8 protein-coding genes are annotated in these 18,366 nt (G+C 37.9%); 5 read left to right on the top strand and 3 right to left on the bottom strand.

What is annotated here, in order from left to right; all coding sequences use genetic code 11:
* Nucleotides 1-234: 234 nt before the first annotated feature.
* Nucleotides 235-3,132 (bottom strand): beta-phosphoglucomutase, encoded by a 2,898-nt coding sequence (pgmB, locus tag VB713_RS09990; RefSeq protein WP_323311407.1) that lies wholly within the window; start codon nt 3,130-3,132, stop codon nt 235-237.
* A 74-nt stretch (nt 3,133-3,206) separates the two neighbouring features.
* The gene (locus VB713_RS09985) at nt 3,207-5,630 is read right to left on the bottom strand and encodes a sucrose synthase (RefSeq protein ID WP_323311406.1); all 2,424 of its coding nucleotides are present in this window, start codon (nt 5,628-5,630) and stop codon (nt 3,207-3,209) included.
* 1,055 nt (nt 5,631-6,685) lie between these two features.
* On the opposite strand from VB713_RS09985, the gene VB713_RS09980 reads away from it, so the two are divergent.
* From VB713_RS09980 to VB713_RS09960, 5 genes are all read left to right on the top strand, one after another.
* Entirely contained in the window at nt 6,686-10,897 is a 4,212-nt protein-coding gene (locus VB713_RS09980) for a DEAD/DEAH box helicase (protein ID WP_323311405.1), read from the top strand.
* A 244-nt stretch (nt 10,898-11,141) separates the two neighbouring features.
* Nucleotides 11,142-13,220 carry an ATP-dependent nuclease gene (locus VB713_RS09975; RefSeq protein ID WP_323311404.1) on the top strand — a complete coding sequence of 693 codons (2,079 nt, stop codon included), beginning with the start codon at nt 11,142-11,144 and terminating at the stop codon, nt 13,218-13,220.
* Nucleotides 13,217-15,139 carry an ATP-dependent helicase gene (locus VB713_RS09970; protein WP_323311403.1) on the top strand — a complete coding sequence of 641 codons (1,923 nt, stop codon included), beginning with the start codon at nt 13,217-13,219 and terminating at the stop codon, nt 15,137-15,139. Before VB713_RS09975 ends, VB713_RS09970 begins: the two co-directional genes overlap by 4 nt.
* A 216-nt stretch (nt 15,140-15,355) precedes the next feature.
* The gene (locus VB713_RS09965) at nt 15,356-16,420 is read left to right on the top strand and encodes a MoxR family ATPase (protein WP_323311402.1); all 1,065 of its coding nucleotides are present in this window, start codon (nt 15,356-15,358) and stop codon (nt 16,418-16,420) included.
* Complete coding sequence (locus tag VB713_RS09960) at nt 16,410-18,182, top strand: DUF2201 family putative metallopeptidase (protein ID WP_323311401.1); 1,773 nt, start codon at nt 16,410-16,412, stop codon at nt 18,180-18,182. Before VB713_RS09965 ends, VB713_RS09960 begins: the two co-directional genes overlap by 11 nt.
* A 17-nt stretch (nt 18,183-18,199) precedes the next feature.
* Here VB713_RS09960 and VB713_RS09955 read toward each other — a convergent pair.
* Nucleotides 18,200-18,366 (bottom strand): ArsC/Spx/MgsR family protein (locus VB713_RS09955; RefSeq protein ID WP_323311426.1); only part of this gene is annotated, 167 nt, incomplete at its 5' end.

The following is an 18,366-nucleotide window of genomic DNA, read 5'->3' as shown; positions in this document are numbered from 1 at the left end:
GTACCTTGAAGTGTATAATTCAACAAAATAAAGTTGTTAGTAAGAATTCAGGAGTCAGAAGAAAGAATAGAGAAAAGTGATATCTGCTCAAAATCATCTAATTTCTGCGTTTTCTATCCTGAATACTTACAGTTGTTATATATAGCGGTTATTTTTTAGATGTAATATGGAGGGTGGGGAAACCCTGCCCCTAGTGAATATGAAACCCGCTATAACTATGATGATAATTACGAATTACAAATGATGTTTTTGTAAAGCAATATCCCTAAATTTACTTTGCAACTTTTCCCATGTCATACCTGCTAAATTGGGTAAAATAATGTGAGCAGTCCCGACTCTTTCAGGTGGTCCCATTCCTACCGCCCACATACCTGCGGCTAAAGCAGCATCTACACCTGCGGCTGCGTCTTCAAAAACTACACATTGTTTAGCGGGAAGTCCTAACTGCTGGGCGGCGAAGAGAAATAAATCTGGTGCGGGTTTGGGTTTTTGGACACTATAACCATCTGCGATCGCATCAATCCTATCACCAATTCCTAATTTCTCAATGACTACACGGGCATTTTTACTCGCTGAACCAAGAGCTATCTTCAACCCAGCTTGATGCAAATCATCCAACAAGGAAACCGCACCGGGTAACAAATCCTTGGGTGTGATGTCTTGAATCGACTCTACATAATAGTCGTTTTTGCGTTCCATCATCTCCTGAATTTGCACTTCCGAATACCGTCTATCGCCAATAATCAACATCAGCGAAGCACGTCGGGAGATTCCCCGCAACTCCTCATTAGCTTGACGGTTAAAAGGTATACCTTCCTCATCTGCTAATTTCTGCCAAGCTAAATAATGATATTCTGCGGTATCAGTTAACACCCCATCTAAATCAAAGATTATTCCTCGTATAGTAGGGGCGGGGATACTCTGCCCTTCCTCAGTACCTAATTCCTGGTGTAAATCAAATTCATACCATTTTCCACGGCAGTATAATTTAAACTTCAACCTTGTCCAACTTGGAGGTAAATGGGGATGAGCTACGGGTTGATTATTGGCAAATTGGATACCTCCAAAACCGAAAACGACAGCTTGCCAAATTCCCCCAGCACTAGCACCATGAATACCTTCATTTGTATTCCCCCGTCTATCTTCCAAATCCACCATAGCAGCTTGCATAAAGCATTTGTAAGCTTCCTGGGTTTTGCCTAAATCTGCGGCTAAAATGGCGTGAATTGCGGGTCCCAGAGAAGAACCATAGGAAATATCTGTGCGGGGTGCGTAATAGTCCCAATTTACCTGTAATATCTTTTCGCTATAAGGAAAATCAGCAGATTCCCTCATGAGGTAAAGCAACATTAATACATCTGGCTGTTTAAGGACTTGGCGTTTGTTCGCTCCTTCAATCCCCAAGATAGCTTGCATTGACTTTTGGCGCGGTTCATAGTCTGCTAAATTAATATCTTCTAATTGGAAAAATCCCTCACATTGCTCAATTAATTCCGTTTCTGGGTTGTAGAGAATCCAGATTTTTTTGATGATATCTTGCCAATTAGTCCGGATTTTGGCGGTAAGTTGCAATTTTTCTGCTAACTCTGCACTACGCTCAGGGAAACTACGTTGCAGCCAGTCATAAATCATACAAGCTTTTTCTAAATGCCATTGCACCAGACGGTTAGTAAAAGTATTGTTATGTACTAACTCGTGGTATTCATCTGCACCTATAACACCACGTATTTCATAACGTTCGGCTTGAGGATTAAACTCAACTCGACTTTCCCAAAAAATTGCCGTATCGAGGATGATCTCTGCGCCATAATCTTTCATCCATTCGTCGTCCCCAGTGACTCGCCAATAGTACCACACCGCGTAGGCGATCACTGCACTAATATGAATTTCGCGATCGCGGCACCAAATCCGTATATCTTCAGCATAAAAATCACTTAGAAGCGCCCACCGTGGCGTTACCTCATCACCTGTAACCGCACTTTCCCAAGCATACATAGCTCCCTGATAACCATAGTGAGCAGCTTTCCGTCGCGCTCCATCTAAACTATAATAACGATAACTAAGTAAATTCCGAGCTAGTAATGGTTGAGTAAATGTAAAAAATGGCAATATAAAAATTTCTGTATCCCAAAAAATATGTCCGTGATAGCCAAATCCAGATAGGGTTTTAGCGGGAATACTCACCTTTTCGTCATCACGGGGAGCAGCAATTAGCAACTGAAATAGATTGTAACGAACTGCAAAAGCGGCTTTGTTATCTCCCTCAATCACAATGTCGCTTTTGTCCCAAACATCCACCCACGCTTGTTCGTTAGCATTACGTAAGGTGATATAATCTCCTAAGTCTGCGATTTTTTCCTGTGCGGCTGCAACTGGCTGCTCAACATCCCGCGAGGTAAAAACTGTGACAATCTTCTCTATGGTGACAATTTGCTGTGGTTCAATCAGAAAAGTTGCACTAATGCTAGGATAGCCAGGTGCAGTATTAACTTCCAGAGCCGCTTCAATTCCTAAAATCTTGATTCTCGCAGCCATACCAATATCAATTCGGGAGGTGCGGGTACGACTGTGTAACCAGAACCCTTTGTCAATTTTCCCTTGGTCTAGTCCTTCCCAGTGATTGAAACCTTTATTTTCCGAGTAGCCGTTGATACTACCTTGTATTTCAATTAATCCGTGAAAATCTACTGCTTCTAACTGGCAACGTTGCCCTAACACATGATGATCCGCTAAACTTGCAAAGCGTTCAAAGGTGATATTTATCGTCTTTCCACTGGGACTACGCCAACGCAGAGAACGGCTAAGAAGTCCTTGACGCAAATCAAGTTTTCTATTGTATTCCAATATTTTACCTTGATCTAGGCGAAAGCGATCGCCGTCAATCATCACTACCAATGGTAGCCAGTCTGGACAGTTTGCTAGTTCGGTATAAACGACGGGAACTGCGTCATAAATACCATGAATAAATGTAGCTGATAATGCCAGAGGATGGCTTTCTTCAAATGTTCCTCTTGTACCTAAATAACCGTTACCAATGGTGAAAATTGTTTCTCTGGCGTGTAATTGTTCAGAATCAAACTGGGTTTCATTTAATATCCAGTCTGTGTAGGTAAAATCATTTTTTGTTTCCATATTTATGATTATGACTTGCTTATTGAATATAGAGATATGTTTCGCACAGAGGATGAAGAAGAGATATATATCTTTTAAATGTGAGCAAACCTCTTCTGATGTCCTGATAGAATTTGTTCGGCTCTAGGTTTATAAATTAAATGAAATATTGTTTCCATATAGCGATCTCTCGCATCGTTATCTTCTGGAGCGATAAAATTCCAGAAACTAAACATTTTTGTCAACAACAATAATTGTTCTGTGTGCGATTTCCAGTTGTATTTATGGCGAATTCTGGCAATTACTCCTTGAGATATTTCTGTCCAATATTCTGGATTATGCTCACATTTATTTAAGAAGATAATAATTGTTTTTGCTGTTTCTTCTAAATTTGTGGGGTTAAGATGAAATCCATTTTCCCGGTCTTCAATAATTTCTAATGCTCCACCAAATTGAGTTGCAAATGTTGGTAAACCAGAAATCATTGCTTCTAAAATACTGCGTCCAAAGGCTTCATAAAGAGCAAAATGAACATATATACCTTGATGATCAGCAATTATTCGATAAGCTTCCCCAATGTTACGGCTAGGTAAACGCATTCCTATCCAACGAATTTGACCTTGCAGTTGATACTCATTAATAATGTTGTATAGTTTTTCAATTTCCCCTGCCTCTTCTTGATTTGTGGCTTCATCTGAATATAATTTACTAGTTAATAAAATCAGATTACACCGATTCTTTAATTCCTGACTTTTGCCAAAACATTCAACCAAACCAGTGAGGTTTTTAATTGAGGTGATAGGTGCAACTGCGAAAACTGGTCTTTTATTAAAATCGTCTATGTTACCGAAAATGCGATCATCTTCACGGCTAAATAGGATTTCTCTAATTTCTTGGCTTTCTTGATAATTTCTATTTTCTGTTTGGCTATATGGGAAAAAGAAGGTTTCACTTACTCCCGGTGTAACCACGTTGAATTTAGGATTAAATAAATCAATTCCATCCACTACATGATATAGTTGGGGCATGGTAAAACATTTATAAGATTCATATTGTCCTATTGTGTCTGGTGTACCGATAATTTCTTGATAGGATGAAGCTATGATAAAATCAGCAGCATTCATGCTAATTAAATCGGCAGTAAATTGAGCAGAGAAGTGATATTTTTCTTCTAAATCTTGCCAATATAAGTTACTAAATAAGTTTTTGGGTTTTTCTAGAGAATGAGCAATATTGCATTGAGTAACTTTCAAACTCCGGGAAAGGAGAAAGGCGACTAAGTTACCATCACTATAGTTACCAATAATTAAATTAGGTTTTCCTTTGAACTGTGTTAATAGTTCTTTTTTGGCATCTTGAGCAAATTTTTCTAGATAAGGCCAAATTTCAAATTTAGAAATCCAGTTATTCGTAATTTCTGGATCTGAATCTGTAAATGGAACCCGCAAAATCCAAGCATTTTCTGTATTGTTAACTTTCTCTAAACGCAAATCACAAAATGTACCTTCGCAGTTGGGTATGAGTCGTGTTAAGATAATTACATGAGGTTTAATACCCAGTATGTCAAGACCGGCGAGTTTAATTTCTGCTTGGAGTTTGTTTTCTAAACTGCGTGCTTGTTCAAGGACATAGATAACTTGTCCTAATGTTTCATCTCGTCCTAAAACATCTTCTTGCGCTACCCAACCATGAATGGAAACGAGAACAACTCGAAAAACTGCGGGAATACGCGCTACAAAGGCTTCCAGAATGGAAGGTTGAGGGGTGTCGATAAGTCTTTGCAGGAGTTCTAGAGTTTCTATAATTCGCGCTGCATTGTTACCCCAACCGGCTTCTAAACCGAGTTGTTGGAGGTGAAAGCGAAATTCCTCATAGGGTTGGTGAGGGGGTTTTTCAGTTAAAAAATTGATGGCTGGTTTAATTTGTCTGGCTAGGTCGATTCCTGAATGAATGCGATCGCTAATTAGCAGCCTCATGCCATTATATCGTATCCCTTGCAATGCTTGAAATAATAGCTCTAACCAATATTTTGGGTCTGTGATGAATTGATTGCATAGATAATGATTTAGGAAAGTTAGACCTTGACCAATATCTCTGGGGTCGCTAATTTTGGGGGATTTTTGGTAAAAGGGGTGGAGGTCAATTTCTAGTAAATTCGGTTGATAACGGTTGACTAAGCGATCTCTCTCATCTAAAAATGCTTTAGGTGTCATCAAATCGAAACTTGTGAAATCTGCGGAGAGTTTCCACACTTCTTGACTAGCTATTTTTGGTCTGACTACAAACCAAGTACTTTCCCTTTCCAGAATTATTTCATGGGTATAGTGTATCAGTGTCCCCAGGGAAGAAGAATGATAAAAATAAGCTGGCTTTTGAGATTGATGACAGTAATTTGCAAAGACTTGCAAAATTTCATTTCTCAAAAAGTAACGTTTAGTCCCAGTATCTAAAGTAAAGAGAAACTGATTTAGTACAGTTTTTTCTTCACTATTTAAAATAGCTTGAAATAATTCATACATAAAGAATTACCGAACTTTCGCTAGGTGAAAACCCCATTTCTCTCTCTTGAACACTATTGTTTTAGATGATGGTCTGGGTTAGGTGTATTTCTTTAGATCATAAAACATTTATAACAATTATCGCGTCTAGCTGAAGAGTGAACACCAAAGTAGTACTTTAGATATAGAAGCATAGCAAAAACTTGATCTACTATCAGATTTAATTCTGAAAAAATTGGCAATATAATTTTATCTTTACCTCGATCAGCATTTGCTTGATAAATACCTTGTTCGTTGAGAATATATACAAAAATAGTTGATTATTTGGGATTACCTAAATAATTACGATTATCAATAGCTAAATAATCAATAATCCAATATTCAGAAATACTTAAACGCATCTTATCAATAAGGATAATTTAATCTCAATAACGACCAAAATATTCGCATTAATACCTACTTATTGACAATACTCTAGTCCATCACTATGACTCTGCAAAAATCAATCAAACGATAAATTGGGATTTATTTGTTGATACATTAAAACGGTATTTTGTCAATAAGATTTAAATGCATCTCCCCTGCCCCTTTTCCTCTTGTTGACAATTCCCAGTCTGTTCTCGCATAGGATAGACCTGGCGCATATTGAGTTACGCTCGTTATCAAGTGTAAACACAACCAAAACTTTCCTCGCCTAGAAAAAGCGAATCAGCTTGAGCGCCATATTCAAGCTGCCAGTATTTGCACTCCAGCTTTTTTGCAAAAGGTCGATATCTGCGGAGGAACAAGGCACGCTCCGCAAATGTAGAAAATATAGCAAAGCTATTGGTTTAATGATCCAAACTTTGAAAAAATCTAGCAATACATCTGATAACCTAAAAGATAATATTCTAGCTAAAAGCTCTACTGCTTTGGCACATCTACACCATATACTTAACAACAGTGTCAATTATTAGTAAGTAAGTTAACAGAAAAAATTAAAGGTATGTGAAGAAAAGCAAGCTCAAACTCTTTCCCCCTGCGCTCTGCGCCCCTGCCCTATCCCAACGACAATTTTTAACGCTCACCTACTTACCATGTCCGATTTTAACCCTAATTCCACCCAGCTACAAGCACAACTCGCAAAGAAATACTTCAATTTATCTCCTGCTATCCAAAAGATTATCCAATTGTTTTCGGTAATTTATGCACCAATAGACAAAAATTCATTCCTAAGTTGTCTCAGTCAAACTGCTGCCTTAGACGAAAAGAATAGACCTTGGACTACTACAACCCTCAATTACCAAATTGAGAAATTGGTTATAGCAGTTTTACTAGTCAAAGAAAACAAATTAGGTCCTGAATGTCATCCCTTGCTCACGGAAATTGCTACTCGTCACGCAATAGAAACAGGAATTTTCGATATATTAGTTAAAGCCGTAGAGGAAAAACTACCAGTAATTAATCACTGGAAAAACAATTCGCGGATGTTCCGTAATCTTCGCCAGTGTATCAGAGAAATCCGCATTGGTCTTTACCGCAAAGATCCTATTTTTATTAATAAGCAAATTGAAGATTACCATAACTATAGTTATAGCGAAGAAAAACTAGTCATAAAAAATATCTTTGAGCAGATATGCAATAATCCATTTGACGCAGATTGGTTTAACACCCTACCAAAAGAATTATATGAACGATGTATATCTAGCATCCTCTTCAATTCAGCATTAAAACTATCTGACTCGGAAGATGCATTTATGATGCTGGAAGATGAATGCTTTGAACCTGGAGAACGTTCTTCAGATTATTTACATCTGGTTTTAACAGAACAATTTCTCCTTCGGGGTGATACCACAGAAGCAGAGGATTGTTTGGAACGGATATCAGAAGAATATAAAAATAATGCCGCTATTTATCGGGGCTGGTTGAGTTTTGTCCGGGGTGAGAATGAACAAGCCATTAAATACTATACAGATGCTCTCAAAACTATAAAAAAAGCTACAGGCAAGCGCCAAACATATTTTAATACAATGGGCGGGTTATTTTTCATTCTCGCACTATTAAAAGATGGTTCAGGGCAATGCCTCAAAGAAGCAGAAAGGTATGCCACATTAATGTCCCGTGAATCAGATCATTGGCTCACATTTGTTTATGCCAGACTGAAAATGGTACTGCAAGTCCAGCAAGGTGATATTACTCAAAAAGAATTGATAGTTAATGCCCACATTTCTTCTTTAGAAGAAGAAAATAGTTTACAAACATTGTTTTGTTCTCTGTGCCTTTATTGGATGGATGTTGATAGTGCCAAAAAACGCTTACCTGATTTATTAGAACCATTGTATCGGAGAGCGATCGCATCCGGTCATCACTGGTTGGCAATGGAAAGTGCAGAACTCCTCTCCCGACTCAAACCCAGTAGTAACTATAAACAACAAGCAGAGGCACTAAGAGAAGATAGTGGCATCCAAACCATAGTAGATGTAATCCAACCTCAAGCAGCTTGGGAAATGTGCCTCAATGCCCTCACAAATATCCAGAAACAACCAGAAACCACAGTCAAACCAGAGTCAGAAATGCGTTTGGCGTGGTTCATTACCTTCTATCCGAGTAAATGTGGGTTGCAACCAAAGGAACAAAAAATCAATGCCAAAGGAGAATGGAGTAAAGGTCGTGCTATAGCCCTTAAACGTCTTAGTAGTGGATTAGCTGAGTTTGATTACGTCACACCTCAAGATATGCGAGTCTGTAGTTGTATTGAGGCATATAGTGAGGGCTATTATGGCAAGGTTGACTATATGTTTAACGAAAAAGCCATCTTAGCGTTAATTGGCCACCCAGTAGTTTTTTGGGAAGATACGCCTAATATCCGGGTAGAAATCGTCAAAGGAGAACCAGAACTGCTGGTTAAAAAAGAAAAACAAGGTCGTCTCACCTTGGAATTTTCGCCCAAATTAGCAGAATCACAGAATATTCTCAATATCAAAGAAACCCCCACCCGCATCAAAGTTATTGAAATTAAAGCTGAACATAGGCGCATTGCCGAGATTATTGGTAAAGATAATAAATTAAATGTTCCTGCTGTTGCCGAAAAGCAAGTTTTAGCAGCTATCAATGCCGTTTCTGGCATCGTTACCGTCCATTCTGATATCGGTGGTGGACTAGAAAATGCAGAAGAAGTACCCGCCCAAACCTTACCCCATATTCACCTCTTACCTGCTAATTCCGGCTTGAAAATCACCCTGTTATCCCGTCCCTTTACCCAAGGTGGCCCTTACTTCCGTCCGGGTGCAGGTGGTGAAACTGTCATTGCCGAAATTGAAGGTAAACGTCTGCAAACTAAACGCAATCTATCAGAAGAGAAAAAACTTGCCAAGAATGCGATCGCAGCCTGTCCCACCTTAACGCAAGCTGAAGAACAAGATGGTGAATGGACAATAGAAGAACCAGAAGACTGTTTAGAACTGCTGCTAGAATTGCAAACACTGGGAAACAGCGTCGTCATGGCTTGGCCAGAAGGAGAAAAACTGCGGGTTAGTCACAATGCAGATTTGAAAGACTTTAATTTATCAATTCAACGTCAACAAGACTGGTTTGCAGCCACTGGTGAATTGAAATTAAATGACGATTTAGTGCTGGATATGCAGCAACTTCTCGCACTTTTGGAAAAAACCCCCAGTCGGTTTATTCCCCTTGGAGATGGTCAATTTCTAGCTTTAACCCAAGCTTTTCGCAAACGCCTCGACGAATTACGGATGTTTTCGGAAAAACATGGAAAAGGTATGCGTTTTCACCCCTTAGCCACATTAGGATTAGAGGATTTTGTAGACGAGGTAGGTAAGCTAAAAGCAGATAAACACTGGAAGGAACATATTCAGAAACTCAAAGAGGTAAAAGACCTGCAACCAGAACTCCCGTCAACATTTCAAGCTGAATTACGGGACTATCAAATGGATGGTTTCTGCTGGTTAGCACGTTTAGCACATTGGGGTGTAGGCGCTTGTTTAGCCGACCAAATGGGACTGGGTAAAACCGTGCAAGCATTAGCAGTTATTCTTAGAAATGCTCATGCAGGTCCAACTTTAATTATTGCTCCTACTTCTGTGTGCATGAATTGGGTAAGTGAAGCGCAAAAATTCGCCCCAACTCTAAATATTCTGCAATTTTCTGGCGCGAACCGTCAAAAATTATTAGATGGTTTACAACCGTTGGATATGTTGGTCTGTAGTTATGGTTTATTGCAACAAGAAGAAGTATCTCAAATGCTTGCTCAGGTACAGTGGCAAACGATTGTATTGGATGAAGCCCAATCAATTAAAAATATGGCTACTAAACGTTCCCAAGCAGCTATGAACCTGAAAGCTAATTTCAAAGTGTTGACAACAGGAACTCCCATTGAAAATCATTTGGGTGAGTTGTGGAATTTATTCCGGTTTATTAATCCTGGTTTATTGGGTTCTTTTGAAAGCTTTAATCAACGCTTTGCAAATCCCATTGAGAGATATCAAGATAAACAAGCACGTAATAAACTGAAAAAACTGATTCAACCATTTTTGTTGCGACGGACAAAAAATCAGGTGTTGTCAGAATTGCCTTCTCGAACTGAAATTCTGCTTCATGTGGAGTTAAGTAAAGAGGAAAAGGCATTTTATGAAGCGTTGCGTCGTCAAGCTATATCTAAACTAACTGAAAGTAATGCAGATGCAGGACAAAAACATTTACAAGTGTTAGCGGAGATTATGAAATTGCGTCGCGCTTGCTGTAATCCTAGTTTGGTGATGCCTGATACTGAGTTATCCAGTTCTAAGTTGCAACTTTTTGGCGAGGTGCTGGGTGAACTTCTGGAAAATCGCCATAAGGCTTTGGTGTTTAGTCAGTTTGTTGATCACTTACATATCATCCGCGATTATCTAGATAAACAAAGTATTAAATATCAATATTTAGATGGCAGTACCCCAATGGCGGAACGTAAAAGAAGCGTGGATGCCTTTCAAGCTGGGGATGGGGATGTTTTTCTCATTAGTCTCAAAGCCGGGGGTACGGGACTGAATCTAACTGCTGCTGATTACGTTATCCATACAGACCCTTGGTGGAATCCGGCTGTAGAAGATCAAGCATCTGACCGCGCCCACCGCATTGGGCAACAACGTCCGGTAACAATTTATCGCTTGGTGGCTAAGGATACTATTGAGGACAAGATTGTGGAGTTGCATCACCACAAGCGAGATTTGGCGGATAGTCTCTTGGAAGGTACGGATATGAGTGGTAAGATATCAACTGAGGCTTTGCTGCAATTGATTCATGAAGGTTAGCTTTTTAGGTATTAGGCGATGGTAGTGTGGACGGCGATCGCCTATTGAGAACATTTTTGGAGAAAAGTTTATACAATCCTAAATCTTTCGTAGTAATTATTCAGAATTAGATTTTATCTGCGGAATGTGGGTTTAATTAAACACAAAATCTTAAGAGGAAGTTATGGATCTTAAAGTATTCGCTCTTACAATATCTAATATGTATTTATCAAGTATAATTTTGTTGGTTCCAAAAATTATGTAAATGAAAATAGACTCAATTACTATTAAAGGGTTTCGATGTTTTGGTGATATACCCAAAACTATAAAATTATCAGATGGTATCACGGCATTTGTGGGAGCAAATGGTTCGGGTAAAACAGCCGTACTAGAAGCTCTTTTGCGGGTTTTTGGCATAACAGCTAAAGAGCGGACTATTCTGCGGACAGATTTCCATACATCTTCTGGTATAGCAGATGAAGATAGTAGTACCCGTGAGTTGTATATTGAAATTCGTATTGTTTTTCCAGGATTGTCAAAAGATACACCAGAACAAGATCCAGGAGTACCAGTGTGTTTCAATCACATGGTAGTATTTGAACCAAATGGGATACCTATTGTACGTGTGCGTCTGGAAGCAAAGTGGATTGACGATGGAACAGTTGATGGAGATATTGAACAAAAGCTTTTTTGGATTCCTACTCCTAATGAATTACCAACAGAACAAGAAAAAATAATCTGTCTCCCAACTGACCGTGCTAGGATTCAAGTTCACTACATTCCAGCTATACGTGATCCTTCATCACAACTTACATCTAGTAGTGGTGCAATGATAGGACGTTTACTTAAAGCTATAGAATGGTCTTCAGCGACACAAGAATCTATCAAGTCTACATCTAAGCAGATTCGAGAGGTGTTCGGAAAAGAATCAGCAATAAATACTATCAATCAGACAATAGAAAGTAGGTGGAAAGAACTTCATAGTGATAACTTTGATGCAAAACCAGAGTTAAATATTGCCAGCAGAAAATTTGAAGATATAGTTAGCAAATTAAATATTGTATTTAGTCCAACTGAATTTAATGGTGAACGTGATTTAGACGCATTAAGTGATGGACAAAGATCACTTTTTTACTTCTCATTAGTAGCTTCTATTTTTGAGATAGAAAGGAAGTTGATTGATAAGACAAATAAACCCGCGAAAAACGGAATAGATGATCGTGCCAATCTTGATATTAATGAAGATAAATTTACAGGTTTTCATACTAATCGAATCCCAACACAAGCTTTAACAATTTTTGCTTTTGAAGAACCAGAAAATCACCTTGCTCCTTATTTTTTGTCTCGTATTATCAAACAAGTTCAGTCTATAGTTAATAAATATCCTGCTCAAGCAGTTATAACAAGTCATTCTCCTGCAATTTTAGGAAGGATTGAACCAGAAGAAATCCGGCATTTCAGGCTTGATATTCAATCAAGAACTGCAATTATCAAAGAAATCAAACTTCCTAGTAATGCAGAACAAGAAGCTAAATATGTACGTGAAGCAGTAAAAGCATACCCAGAATTGTATTTTGCTAAATTTGTGATTCTTGGAGAAGGAGATTCCGAACAAATACTGCTGCCAAAATTAGCTTCAGCAATGGAATTAGATGTAGATCCCGCGTTTGTTGCTATTGTTCCATTAGGAGGCCGACACGTTAATCATTTCTGGAAATTACTAAATGATTTGAAAATACCATACGCTACACTCTTGGATTTAGATATTGAAAGAGAAGGAGGTGGATGGGGTAGAATCAAATACGCTTTAAAACAACTTCTTGAGCTAGATAAATATCCAATATCTGTTCTTAAATATAATGATGAGCAGGAAATAACTGATGAAGAATTAGAAAAATTTCATGAAAAGAATGAGTCAATTGACAAAAATTTACTTAAACACCTGGAAGAAAATTTTGGTGTATTCTACTCTCAACCACTTGATATAGATATGATGATGTTATCACTTTTTCTTGATTTCTATAAAAGTGATTCTGGTCTCAGGATTCCTGATAAAGATAAAGATGAAGACAAATACAATTCCTATATAGATGGTGCTAAAAAGACTGTTCTTAGAGATAAAGCTGATTTGTCAAAACATCCAGAATTAAAAGAACTAGAAGAATTACTTCCTTGGTACAGATATTTATTTCTTGGTAAAAGTAAACCATCAACACATATTCAAGCATTATGCAAAATTGAAAGTTCTGACAAAGAAAATTTACTCAGAGATAAAATGCCTCCTGTATTAAAAAGACTCCTAAAGTACACCAATGACAAAATTAGTGCAGATAAAACAATATGACTTTTAACAACCAGACTAAAAATTGGCTTCCAGTTGGAGGTATTACACTTGAACCTAATGCTGATAAAGTAGTGCGTTCAAATACCAACTACTCTGTAATTGCTGGACCAGGAGCAGGAAAAACGGAACTACTGGCTCAACGAGCTTGCTATCTTTTTCAAACTGGTTTATGTCCAGATCCTTATCGTATCCTTGCAATTAGCTTCAAAAATGATTCTGCAAACAATTTAAAAGAAAGAGTGGCTGAGAGATGTTCTAAGCAAGATGCTATGAGGTTTGATTCTCTAACCTTTGCTGCATTTGCAAAAAGTATGTTAGATAGATTCATTGGATCGGTACCTAAAAATTGGCGACCAAAACAAGATTATGAGTTATACACCAAAGAATATGAATATGAAAATGAATTGAGAAATTTTCTAATAAGATTATCAAAAGAATCTTGCCAATTCATTAAATTAAAAGATTATCGTGTTGAAAATTTTAAAAAATCTTGGGTTTTTGGTTCACCTCTTCTGTTAGAAGGAATACCACAGACATCTATTGAATCTATAGCTGTACAAAAGTGGTGGAATACCTGCCTACATATTGGAGGAAAATCTAAAATTACTTTCCAAATGATTGAAAGATTAGTAGAACTTCTCATCAAAAGTAACCCTCAAATTATGAATGCTTTGAGATTAACTTATTCTTATGTTTTTATGGATGAATTTCAAGACACGACTCATATTCAATATGACATCATTAAAACAGGTTTCCTAAATTCACAAACTATATTGACTGCTGTGGGAGACAACAAGCAGCAAATTATGAAGTGGGCTATGGCTATGGATAATGCTTTTGAATTTTTTGAAAAAGATTTTCAAGCCAAATCTATTTCTTTAATTCTTAACTATCGTTCTTCTCCAGAATTAGTAGAAATACAACATCAAATAGCTTTAACAGTAGATTCTAATTATAAAAATGTAGAATCAAAAAAGCAAAAAAATATAACCGAAGAATCTTGTGTGATTTGGGATTTTACAACACCAGCATCAGAAGCAAAATATTTAGCAAAAACCATATCTGATTCTATAAATATTTATCAATTAATACCTAATGATTTTGTATTACTTGTTAAGAAAGAAGCGAAAAATTATATAAATCATTTAGAACAATCTTTCAACGAATATGATTTAAAAATTCGTTTAACAGAAGCAAATGATATACTTGATAAGCCATTGACAAAAATCATAATTAAATTTCTTCGATTTGTTTCTAAAGAAGGTTCACCTAATCCATACTGGTCTGATTGTTTACAAACTTTAATAAATATTCATGGTATAGATCCAACAGATGATAGAAATGTAAGAGAGTTGCAAGATAAACTAGAAAATTTTCGGTTATCTTTAATAAATAAAATGAGCAATTTCGATTCTTCTTATACCTATAAGTATATAAACACTATCTTGGCAGAAATTGAAGGATTCCTTCAACAAGATTATATCAAACTTGCTTATCCAGAATATAGACAAGGTAATGAATACAATGATATTTTAAAAGAAATTAAGCGGCAAATCACTTTAAGTTATAGAAGAACTCAAAATAAAAGTTGTAAGTCAATATTAGATGATTTTGAAGGTTTAGATTCTGTACCATTAATGACTATTCACAAAAGTAAAGGATTAGAATATCACACAGTAATTTTTCTTGGACTTGATGACTCAGCATGGAAGTATTTTGAAGATGATCCTCAAGCATCACGTTCTACATTTTTTGTAGCCTTTTCCCGCGCAAAGCAACGTGTTATATTTACGTACTGTAAACAACGTGGTGCTAGAAATAAGATATCGTCTCTTTATGAACTATTAGAGGAAGCAGGAGTAAAAACAATTGAACCGATTGCAGTCGAAGAAGGGGGTAAAGTAGCGAAGTTGCCATGAGAAAATATGATAGGCGATCGCTCTCATAATTAACATTAAAAAAATTTACAGGATATGATTATTAACAATTACCTTCTAAAATCTCTATAATAATGTTCAAACCAATAAATGATCCAAAACTACTCATAGAGATCGCAACATCTGTTAAAGTGATTCATTCAGATCCGTTTCATTCCCAATTAAAATTAGGCATTTTTTTTACTTGGAACACTCTAAATGAACCCAGCAATTACAGTCACCCAAAAACAACTCTCAGAATTTCTGCTGAATGTAGCAGTAGTACGCCCCGTATTTATTTGGGGAGCGCCAGGAATCGGTAAATCATCGTTAGTAGAAGCTTTTGCTGCTGAAGTGGGAATACCTTGCGTTTCACTCCTGGGTAGTCAACTAGCACCAGAAGACTTAATTGGTGTGCCGCAGATTATAGACGGAACAAGTCGCTTCTGCCCACCCAGAATGATTGCCCGAGAAGAACCCTATTGTCTGTTTTTGGATGAACTCAACGCTTGTTCTCACGAAGTACAGAAAGCATTCTACAGCCTGATTCATGAGCGAAGAATTGGTGAATATCATCTCCCTAAAGATTCAATTGTCATTGGTGCAGGTAATCGCGCTCAAGATAGTGCGATCGTGAAACCTATGTCTTCACCTTTACTCAACCGCATGGTTCATGTCCATTTAAAAGTTTCCCATCGAGATTGGTTAGATTGGGCAAAAAATCATGATATTCATCCTTGGGTAATTGAATATATTCAAACTCGCCCAGATCATCTATGGAGTCAACCACCTAAACATGAAGAACCTTTTTCCACTCCCCGTTCTTGGCATATGTTAAGTGATACCCTACATGAATATGGCGATCGCCTTACAGACCATTGGCTAGAAATTCTCGCTATGGGATGCCTTTCTCCTCATCATGCCACCCAGTTCAAAGGTTTTATTAAACAAATTAAAAGTAAATATCAACTCACAGCTATTCTTAAAGGTGAAATTAGCTGGCCACATCTCCCAGAAGATAGAGATGTCCTCTATTTTCTAGCTCAATCATTCCGCGCTCAACTCATCAAAGAATTACCCCAAGAACGTCAAGCAATTACAGGTAGTCATAAAGACTTAGCTCATCGTGCCAAAGGACTACTCAAAGATTTAGCGGCTATCAGCTTTGAAATTGCCCAAATGGTTGTTTCGGAACCTGAAAAAGGAGATGCTTTACCTAGTTGGTTGATGGTAGAAATAGTGAGAGACTTGCCACGTTTAGTCAAAAAAGAAAATGGCACGTAAAAAGAAGCAAACAGATATTGCCACATTACAATTTGGGCAGGGATGTGACATCCTCAGAGAGCATCCCATTTTTGCACCGTTACTCTGCCACGCTAACATTAATCGTCAGTCGGGAAACCATTGTCCACCACAGGGTTGGGCTGTAGTCACTAGCAACGGTGCTATTCACGTACATCCGACGCGACGGGGTTCTCCAGAAGAATGGGTTTATGTATTAGCTCATTGTCTCTTGCATCTGGGCTTTGGTCATTTCCAAAAACGCGCACATCCTCGTGAATGGAACGCCGCTTGTAATTATTTTATTGCTAAGTTTCTGGCTGATTTGAAGTTAGGATCTATCCCAGAAGAATACCTTTTTTCTCTCAATGTTTCTAACCGGAATGAAGAAAGTTTGTATCAGGAATTTTGCGATCGCGGTATTCCTGGATATGATTTTGTTGATATGATTATCGAACCTACCAAAAGTAACTATTGGGGTCGTGGTTTTGACTGGCAAACTGTCTTTGGAGCAGGATTAACAAGAGCCGTTACCAATGCGGTAAATGTCGCCGCCGGACGCGAACCTTTGTTGGGTGTGCAGAACAAACATGATACTCCTGGACAAAGAGCTAAGGCTTGGTTTATCAATAGCTATCCTTTGTTGGGAGCTTTAGCAACTAATTTTGAGATTATTGAAGATCCATTAATTTGTCAACGTCTGGATATTTCTGTAGCCGCAATTGATGTCCAAAATAAACAAATTTTTATCAATCCTGCTGCTGGATTAAATGGTGAAGAATGCCGATTTGTGATGGCTCATGAATTGTTACACGCCGGACTCAGACATGATACTCGCTGTCAAGGAAGAGACTATTATTTGTGGAATGTTGCTTGTGATTATGTGATTAATTCTTGGTTGTTAGAAATGGGGATAGGTGAATTACCTCACATTGGGGTGTTACACGACCCAGATTTGAAAAATTTATCAGCGGAGTCAATTTATGACCAAATAGTCAAAGATTTGCGCCTCTATCGTAAACTATCAACTTTGCGGGGAATTGGACAATGTGACATTTTAGAACCAGGAAAAGCCGATTGGTGGACTTATGGCGATGGTGTGGGATTGGATGAATTTTATCGCCGTTGTCTGAGTCAGGGACTTGTCTATCACCATGAACAAAATCGGGGGTTTCTCCCAGCAGGTTTAATTGAAGAAATTCGGGCTTTGAGTTATCCGCCAATTCCTTGGGATGTAGAATTAGCTAAATGGTTTGATCATCATTTTTCTCCTTTAATTAAAGTCAGGTCTTACGCTCGTCTCAGTCGTCGTCAATCTGCGACTCCTGATATTCCTCGTCCTCGTTATGTACCGGATAGTGATAATGAAGAAGGTCGCACATTTGGCGTAGTTTTAGATACTTCTGGTTCAATGGATAGGGAGTTATTAGGAAAGGCATTAGGAGCTATCTCTAGTTATAGTATTTCCCATGATGTTTCTTTTGTGCGGGTTGTTTTCTGTGATGCTTTTGCTTATGATCAAGGTTATTTAACACCAGAATCTCTAGCCGATAGAGTTCAAGTTAAGGGTAGAGGTGGTACTGTTTTACAGCCAGGTATTGATTTACTGGAAAAGGCGGATGATTTCCCCAAAAATGGCCCATTGCTAATTATTACTGATGGCTATTGCGATAATTTACATATTCGTCGAGAACACGCTTTTTTAATTCCTGTGGGTTGCCGATTACCTTTTATTCCTAAAGGTCAGGTTTTTAGGATTAAGTAAAGTAAAAACTAGCAAAATTAAAGTCCTAACTTTTGCCGGACTACTTCATCTTTATCTTTAAAGCCTATCAGCACAGCCGTTCCATCTTTGAGGAAAAGGGGGCGTTTGAGCAGCATTGCATCTTTGCTAAATGCCTCAATCCACTGCTCATCTGTCCAAGTCTTCTTGTCATCACCTAAAGCCC

The organism is Anabaena cylindrica UHCC 0172 (genome assembly GCF_034931625.1).
GTDB classification, from domain to species: domain Bacteria; phylum Cyanobacteriota; class Cyanobacteriia; order Cyanobacteriales; family Nostocaceae; genus Anabaena; species Anabaena cylindrica_A.
Note: the sequence above shows the minus strand (reverse complement) of the source record. Positions and strands in the feature narration are given on the sequence as shown.

Bases quoted from the DNA above. Each gene is read 5' to 3' on its own strand.
- VB713_RS09975 (WP_323311404.1), top strand. From the start codon at position 11,142: ATGAAAATAGACTCAATTACTATTAAAGGGTTTCGATGTTTTGGTGAT.
- VB713_RS09960 (WP_323311401.1), top strand. From the start codon at position 16,410: ATGGCACGTAAAAAGAAGCAAACAGATATTGCCACATTACAATTTGGG.
- VB713_RS09980 (WP_323311405.1), top strand. From the start codon at position 6,686: ATGTCCGATTTTAACCCTAATTCCACCCAGCTACAAGCACAACTCGCA.
- pgmB (WP_323311407.1), bottom strand. From the start codon at position 3,132: ATGGAAACAAAAAATGATTTTACCTACACAGACTGGATATTAAATGAA.
- VB713_RS09985 (WP_323311406.1), bottom strand. From the start codon at position 5,630: ATGTATGAATTATTTCAAGCTATTTTAAATAGTGAAGAAAAAACTGTA.
- VB713_RS09970 (WP_323311403.1), top strand. From the start codon at position 13,217: ATGACTTTTAACAACCAGACTAAAAATTGGCTTCCAGTTGGAGGTATT.
- VB713_RS09965 (WP_323311402.1), top strand. From the start codon at position 15,356: ATGAACCCAGCAATTACAGTCACCCAAAAACAACTCTCAGAATTTCTG.